Source organism: Pseudoalteromonas sp. bablab_jr010, assembly GCF_016464105.1.
In the GTDB taxonomy this organism is placed as follows: Bacteria; Pseudomonadota; Gammaproteobacteria; order Enterobacterales; family Alteromonadaceae; genus Pseudoalteromonas; species Pseudoalteromonas simplex.
Genome location: NZ_JACDWV010000035.1, coordinates 66,231 through 74,382 on the forward strand (window position 1 = coordinate 66,231; position 8,152 = coordinate 74,382).

At 41.5% G+C, this 8,152-nt stretch carries 7 protein-coding genes; 5 read left to right on the forward strand and 2 right to left on the reverse strand.

All coding sequences use genetic code 11. The features are described from left to right. Complete coding sequence (locus JIG37_RS01520) at positions 1–702, reverse strand: ABC transporter ATP-binding protein (protein ID WP_054552246.1); 702 nt, start codon at positions 700–702, stop codon at positions 1–3. An 11-nt stretch (positions 703–713) separates the two neighbouring features. Next, a complete protein-coding gene (locus JIG37_RS01525) occupies positions 714–1,967 on the reverse strand; it encodes an efflux RND transporter periplasmic adaptor subunit (RefSeq protein ID WP_054552245.1) in 1,254 nt (417 codons plus the stop codon). Between the two features lie 230 nt (positions 1,968–2,197). Between JIG37_RS01525 and JIG37_RS01530 the strand changes: the two genes are divergently transcribed. The 5 genes from JIG37_RS01530 (at position 2,198) to JIG37_RS01550 (ending at position 7,723) form a co-directional block, all read left to right on the forward strand. Next, the gene (locus tag JIG37_RS01530; protein WP_054552244.1) at positions 2,198–3,601 is read left to right on the forward strand and encodes a sigma-54 dependent transcriptional regulator; all 1,404 of its coding nucleotides are present in this window, start codon (positions 2,198–2,200) and stop codon (positions 3,599–3,601) included. Between the two features lie 3 nt (positions 3,602–3,604). Next, positions 3,605–4,909 carry an ATP-binding protein gene (locus JIG37_RS01535; RefSeq protein WP_054552243.1) on the forward strand — a complete coding sequence of 435 codons (1,305 nt, stop codon included), beginning with the start codon at positions 3,605–3,607 and terminating at the stop codon, positions 4,907–4,909. 85 nt (positions 4,910–4,994) lie between these two features. Beyond that, the gene (locus JIG37_RS01540) at positions 4,995–5,534 is read left to right on the forward strand and encodes a hypothetical protein (protein ID WP_082389218.1); all 540 of its coding nucleotides are present in this window, start codon (positions 4,995–4,997) and stop codon (positions 5,532–5,534) included. Between the two features lie 118 nt (positions 5,535–5,652). Then, complete coding sequence (locus JIG37_RS01545; RefSeq protein WP_054552242.1) at positions 5,653–6,930, forward strand: LysM peptidoglycan-binding domain-containing protein; 1,278 nt, start codon at positions 5,653–5,655, stop codon at positions 6,928–6,930. Between the two features lie 91 nt (positions 6,931–7,021). Next, positions 7,022–7,723 (forward strand): hypothetical protein, encoded by a 702-nt coding sequence (locus JIG37_RS01550; RefSeq protein WP_199528486.1) that lies wholly within the window; start codon positions 7,022–7,024, stop codon positions 7,721–7,723. Positions 7,724–8,152: the final 429 nt, after the last annotated feature.

Below are 8,152 nucleotides of genomic sequence, written 5' to 3' on the forward strand. Positions count from 1 at the left end.
TTATGCCACCTCTGCTGTTTGTTGAACACGGTTAGCTTTATCAACCATCACTTGGCCATCAAGTAAGCGCACTAAACGGTCAGCATAATTGCCTTCTTTTTCTGAGTGAGTAACCACAATTACCGTGGTACCTTCGCGATTTAGCTCACGCAGCATCGCCATGACTTCATCACCATTTTTTGAATCAAGGTTACCCGTAGGCTCATCCGCTAAGATAAGTTTTGGATTAATCACCAGAGCTCGGGCTACCGCTACACGTTGCTGCTGACCGCCCGATAGCTGTTGCGGTAAGTGATCTGCTCTATGGTCGATTGCAACACGTTTTAAAATTTCTTCTACTCGCTGTTTACGTTCACTTTTTGAGATATTTTGATACTGTAATGGCAGCTCAACGTTTTCAAATACTGTTAATTCATCAATTAAATTAAAGCTTTGGAAAACAAAACCAATCGACGCTTTTCTAAGTGCCGCTAATTGTTTTTCACCAAACCCTGCGATGTCTTCGCCTAAAAACTCAAAACTGCCTGCTGATGGCGAATCCAACATACCTAAAATAGAGAGTAATGTTGATTTACCACAGCCAGATGGCCCCATAATGGCAAGAAACTCGCCTTCGTTTACATGTAAGTTAATGTTGTTAAGCGCTGTTGTTTCAACATCTTGAGTACGGAACACGCGTGATAAGTTAGTTAATTTAATCATTGTTTTTATCCTTAAAATTGTAGTTGTTGTGCTTTATCAAAGTTGCTGTAGCTAGAGGTGATCACGCGATCTCCGGCGCTTAGGCCACTTAACACTTCATAATAGTTTTGATTCTTTTTGCCAAGACGAATGTCTTTTCGTACTGCACGATTGCCATCTTTTTCCATGACATAAACCCAGTTACCTCCTGAGCTGGTAAAAAATGCGCCGCGTTCAAGTAATAAGGCAGTGCCTTTGCTATCACCTAGCATCAGCTGCACATCAAGGCTTTGTCCGCGTTTTATGTTGCTCGTACCATTGGGTAAATCGACTTCAACCTGAAACTGTGATTGCTGAACACGACTATCAATTTTGCTAACTGTTGCCGCAATTTCGCCTTGTTCATGCTCAATAAGCACTTGCATACCTGTTTGAACTTGGCTCAGGTAAAACTCATCTAGTCTCACAACTAGCTTGTATTCATTAGGAATATCAATCTGCCCTAGGCGAGCACCACGGCCTTTTGATTCACCAATTTCAACATCAAGTTCACTTAAATAACCATCAGCAGGTGCTGTTACGAGTAGGTTTTCAAGGTTCTTACGTGCAAACTGTAGGTTTTTCTCTAACATGTCGGCACTGTCTTTTAGCTGGGCTACCTGAACTTCACGAATGCTGTTTTCTTGCTTTTGGCGCTCAAGGGTTAGTTCTTTACGCGCTTTGTAATACGCTAAGTCTTCTTGAATTTCAGATAATTGCTCTTGAGCTAACACACCTGTTTTCACTAGCGGCTGAGTCTGTTTTAAGCGACGCGATAAATGTGTGATTTTAAGATCGATTTCAAGCAAATCACGGCGTAAGTTTAAACGGCTGGTTTCCATATTCATTTGCGTGTTACGTAAAAAGTTAAGCTGCTCAGTCACCTGTGCTTCACGGCTCATTACATCAAGCTGCAAATTGGTATTGCTTAAACGCACAAGTGGTTGGCCTTTTTTAACAAATTCACCCTGCTCAACAAGTCGCTCTTCAACTTGGCCTCCGGCAATGGTGTCGAGGTAAATAGTCGTGCGAGGCATAACCTGACCACGAAGACTTAAAGCATCAACAAATTCACCTTGTTGTACTGTGCTAATCGTTAAGCTTGTCGCGGTTACTTGCTGACTACGACCTGTTTGCTCAGTTTGCGTGAAACCATAAGCTGCTGCCGCAACAGCTAAACATGCTGCTGCAATTACTGATTTCTTAAAAAATGCTTTGTTATTTGAGCGTGTAATTTTCTTATCCATGTTGACGCCTTTAAGTTATCTAGGTGCTAATTACCTATAGATAAAACAACTCTTGTGCCAACTTTTATTTTTATTAAATTACAATAACTTATATAAAAACCAATAAACATGCATATAATCAAGTGTCCGTTTATAGAACACTTCAAAACCCATATATCGTCCATAAATGGACACTGTTACTATTTTCAATTAGTCTTAGTGTTCCCATAAAGGAATAATAATAAATAGCTATGAAACAAGCAGGATCAATTCTTATCGTCGATGATAACCCCGACGTACTTATCGCCGCACGATTACTTTTAAAGCAGCATTATCAGGTTGTAAAAACCACAGATAACCCCTTTGATATCGAAGCTATCATTAACGCACAGCATGAGGCGGATCAGGCCATAGATGTAGTGTTACTCGATATGAACTTCACGCAAGACTCAATTAGTGGCAAAGAAGGATTCTACTGGCTAAAAAAAATCATGAGCCAAGACGCTAACATTGCGGTACTGCTTATGACGGCCTACAGCGATATTCAGCTAGCGGTCGAAGCAATTAAGGCCGGTGCCTCTGACTTTATTGCCAAGCCTTGGCAAAATGAGCAATTACTCGGTGCTGTTGCAGCGGCATTTTCACACGCTAAAGACAAACAGCAAGTTGGTAAACTCACAAAGCAAAAACAAGCCTTGCAGCAGTCAATCGGCAATCAACCATTTGAGTTTTTAGGCCAAAGTGATGCCATGCAGCAGGTTTTTTCGGTTATCGACAAAGCAGCCAACACAGATGCCAACATATTGATTAGTGGCGAAAGTGGCACAGGTAAAGAACTCACTGCCCATGCAATCCACAATGCAAGCCAGCGCCAAAGCCAACCCTTCATAAGCCTAGACATGGGCTCACTAGCCGAAAGCCTGTTTGAAAGCGAACTATTTGGCCATAAAAAAGGGGCGTTTACTGGCGCGAAAGAAGATCGCATTGGCCGATTTGAGCTGGCCCATGGTGGTAGTTTATTTTTAGACGAGCTAGGTAATTTACCGCTTAACCAACAAGTTAAACTACTTGCGGCACTACAAAACAGGCAAATAACACCGGTTGGTGGCTCTAAAGTCATCGATATTGATATTCGTTTGATCTGTGCAACCAATGAAAACCTCGAACAAGCAGTTACTGAAGGCAAGTTTAGGCAAGACTTACTGTACCGTGTTAATACCGTAGAGATCCGTTTGCCAGCTCTGCGTGAGCGCAGTGAAGACATTCCATTACTGTGTAACTACTACTTGCAGCACTTTGCACATAAATACAAACGTGAGCTCTCGATTGCTGCATCTGATATGACACGTTTAAGCCAGTATCATTGGCCTGGCAATGTCCGTGAACTTGCCCATGCAATTGAGCGAGCTGTCATCCTATCAGAAGGCTCAGAGCTCGATATAAGCTCGGTGATAAGCTCACCAAATGCTGCTGTTAGCACAACTGAGCTCTCTTCAAACGCCACTGACTACGACACTTTTGATCTCGAAATCATCGAGCAAAGAACCGTTCGTGCAGCTTTAAAGCATTTTCAAGGGAACGTGAGTCATGCAGCAAAAGCGCTCGGCCTAACACGCGGAGCCATGTATCGTCGTTTAGAAAAATACGGACTTTAATCGATGCGAAACTTTATTATCTTAGCCAGCCTATTAGCTGCACTAATAGGTTTATCAATTACTTTGTTTTGGCAAGTAGAGCAAAGCGGGTTTTCTGCAATTTCGGCACTTTTAGTTATTTTAAATTTAGTATGTGCCGCGCAAATTTTTAATTTATTTAAACGCCAAACAAGGCGTGCAGATATGGTGTTTCGCGCTTTAGCGAATGGAGACAGCACATTAGGCTTTGGCGACCAACACCCTATGCAGCAGCAATTTGAGCAGGTTAAACAACAAATTCAGGCTGCGCGTTTTAATGCAGAGCAACAAGCCCAGTTCTTACAAGCACTATTAATTCATATCGATTTAGCAGTATTAGTATGTGATGAACAAGGCAATATTATTGAAAGTAACCCTGCGGTCAGTCGCTTGCTTGGGCAGGCTGTAAAGCACATCGATGATTTAGGTGTAATCGCAAACCTCGTTCAAGACGCAAAACAAAATAGCCGTAATACCGTGCCATGGCAAAATGGTGAGCAGCACGATACGTTATCTGTGCAGATCAGTATTGCCGAAATCCAAGGTAAAGTTCGTAAAGTGATCAGTTTGCAATCGATTCATGATCAGCTGCAATTAAAAGAGCAACAAGCTTATAAGCGCCTTACCAAAGTACTAACCCATGAAATTGCTAATTCGATTACGCCACTCTCTTCTTTAGCACAAACTTGTACGGCGCTGCTGCCAACTGAGCTTAGTTTTGATGATCAGGAAGATAAACAAGACTTGCAACTCGCCCTAACAACACTCGCATCACGAACCGAGCATTTAGGGGAATTTATAGCGCAATTTAAAAAGGTTAGTAGCTTACCCGCCCCACACTTACAGCCACATATTCTGGCAGATCTTGCCAAGCAAGTTGTCGCTCTGCACTCACAACAAGCTAAGCAACTTAATATTACGTTGAATTTATCGGTGCAAAGCCAACAGTTAGTAATGATAGATAGAGGCCAAGTTGAACAAGTAATAATAAACCTGCTTACCAATGCCCTTGATGTCCTTAAGCAGTTAAATACTTCAAAGTCAGCAAAGTGCATTGAGGTAAGCATTGCACAAAATGCTAATCAGCAACTGTATTTAGAGGTCAGTGACAATGGTACAGGTATCAGCGATCATGTGATTGAGATGATTTTTGTGCCATTTTTTACCACCAAGCAACAAGGCTCAGGAATAGGCTTAAGTTTATCACGCCAGATCATGCTCAATCATGGCGGCGATCTGGTATATATCAAACGCCAGCAAGGAGCCTGCTTCCGCTGCGTGTTCGGCTAACTTACATAGTTAGAACACTTACTTACAATTTGCTAAGGCGCTGTTTGGTATCATCAACCCATTAACGTTTAATGGACTAACCAATATGCGATACCTTGCCTTAGCACTGTTTTCTTCACTTGCCTTCATTCCTGCTACAAGCTTTGCTGGTATTTATGACAGCCCTAATATGAACCTGTTTGTTAAGTCAGAGCATAATAGTACTGATTCAATCACCTCAGCCGGCATCGAAGTTATGGCTAAAAATAACTACAGTAATTTCGGCGCAGCATTTACAACGGCACTGGGCTCAGCAGAAGTATTTACTAAAAAAGGTGATCGGGAGACATTTCTCACCTTAGATAGCGGCATCAAATTTGGCTATTTCAGTGACTTTTTTGTCTATGGCGAAGTGGGGTTAGATTTAATTGAGCTTGCTGTATACGACGACCGAGATGACCACGACTACAGAGACCGCTATGATGACGACCACAATAATATTGATGGCTATGTTGGTGTGGGCATGGGCGTGGACTCAAAGCCATTCAGAATAGAGATTTATGCCAGAGCCCGAGAAATAGACAGCCGCTATTGGGAAGCGCAAAACCATGGTTATGCTGGGTTACAAGTTAGTATTTCGTTTTAATTTCAATTGGGTGAGTAAGTTAGCGAGCTGTTAATCTAATGGTCATTTTTAGCTCACCCTATGTTAAGCTTAGGCGCTTTAGTTTACCCGCACCTAAGTTAACGGAGTATTTTAATACGTGTTTTTAAATCGATTTTTAGGCCTTGTTGTTGTTTCTTTTATTGTAACAGGCTGTCAGACTGCCCCTGAGTCACTTCCCGAAAAGAAGCCCATCATCAAAGCCAATCCAGGCACTGTGGTTGCAGAAGCTAAAACAGCACAAGTAGACGCGGTGACACCGCTCAAACCAAGTGAACTTGATGACGTATGGCAGCGTATTCGCATTCAACTACAGTTTAGCGATTCAAGTCACCCAGATGTGCAAAAGCGCATTGCTTGGTACCTTACTCATCCTAATTACATGGAAGAAATAAGCCGCCGTGCAGCGCCGTATTTGTATCATATCGTCACAGAAGTAGAAAACCGTGACTTACCAATAGAACTCGCTCTAATGCCGCTTATAGAGAGCGATTTTGATGCCAGTGCCTATTCGCACAAACATGCATCGGGTTTATGGCAACTCACCCCCTCAATCGCCAAATACTTTAAAGTAAAAATTACCCCTTGGTATGATGGTCGCCAAGATGTGATCGACAGCACCCGCGCTGCTTTGGATTTTATGGAATACCTTTATAAACGCTTTGATGGCGATTGGTATCATGCTATTGCTGCCTACAATATTGGTGAAGGGCGTGTATTACAGGCAATTGCTCGTAATAAAAAACAAGGTAAGTCGACGGACTTCTTTAACTTAAAACTACCATCGCAAACCAAACAATACGTGCCTAAGTTACTGGCCGCAGCACAATTATTAAAGCACCAAAAAATGATATTCCCTGCCATTAAGAATGAGCAGGCTATTGCGACCTTACCAGTAACTGGTGCAGTGATCTTGGCAGACAAAGCGAAATGGCAAGAGCTTGAAGAGCTAAACCATGGTGTTATCCGATACCCAGCAGTGATTGATGCGCCACATATTGTGGTTCCCAAAGATCAGCAAGCAAGTTATCAAACTCTATTAGCTAATCAAAAGAGCAATGATTATAGCCAGTGGCAACATTACACTGTTAAACGCGGTGATAGCTTAAGTGTGATTGCAAAAAACTATAAAGTAACAGTTAGCCAACTGAAAACCTTCAATAACCTAAAAACAAACACTATCCGTATTGGTCAAAAACTGATATTGCCACAATTGGCTGATCAGCAAATCGAATATAAGGTGAAATCTGGCGATAGCCTTTGGAAGATAGCAAAGCAATACAAAGTCAGTATCACTAAACTCAAACAATGGAATAACCTTTCAAGAGATAGCTTAAGAGTGGGTGAAAAGCTCACCGTATTTATCTCAAATAGTTAATATCAAATCAGGGAGTTTTACTCCCTGTCTCTTTTATCTATCCAATTAAAGTTGTATCTTTATTAGTCTATAAAAACAACAATTAAAAATTATGGATAATCAGCAACAGGACGCAAGCTGTTCAACCGTTAAATCAGAGCAAGACTCCAACGTTGAAGAGCAAACAAAGACCACCCAGCAAAACACTCAGCGCAATGGATGGTTTACCAACGAGCGGCTAAACCTATTTCTCGCACTCTGCGCCATTATTATCTCCGCAGCCTCCTTTTATGCCACTTACTTGCAAGCCAGCGCCGCAGAACGACAAGTAAAAGCCGCAACCTGGCCATGGCTCGAAGTGATGACGGGGAATTTTAATGAAGAAAAAAATTATGAAGAAATCACTATCAACATTAAAAATTCAGGATCAGGCCCAGCCATTATTAAATACGTAAAATTCTTCCACGATGAAAAGTCGTATACAGAGATATTTAATGTAATAAAAGACTGCTGCTTTGATATCTATGCTTACCAAGAGCAATTAAATAAGTTGCAAAGTGAGTCACCAGAGATCAATTTCTTTGAAAAATTTGGTTGGTTGTATACCGGCGTTAGTAATAACCGATTATTAGCCTCAGGCGCTGAACTTAATCTTTTTGGTTTTAAGAAAACAGGCTTCAATGCAACTCAGTGGGACAAGGTAAATGACCAACGCTTTAATATTAAAACTGAGATCTGCTACTGCTCGTTGCTAGAACAATGCTACCTAAGCGATGGCCGCGGCGATGTGAAAGAGATAGAGCAGTGTAAGTGAGTTGCGAGAATAAAGTTAGCGAGAGGAAAGTTGCAAGAGTAAAGTTTGGAAATCTGCCGTAGGTTGGGTAGAGCGAAGCGAAACCCAACAGCGTGGTAATTCGTCATGCACAATGAAGAGGTAAAGTTCATTAATAAAAGACGAATTAGCGCAAGGTGAAGTAAGCCATTTTAGAGATCGCCAAGCTGTTAGACCAGTAGAGATTTTAAGAATTTTTAACCATGGAATTATGAAGAGGTTCACATGGATTATGTTGGGTTTCGCTTCGCTCTACCCAACCTACCTGTCTGATACCAATCCGCAATAATACTTAATCATTTTGAGGGATTAAACCTGTCGCTATCTGCGTTAAAAATTTCTGATTTAGAACAACTAAATAACGAAATTTTTGCCTTGCTATCAACGAGGTTTTATTGCCTCAAAATAGAT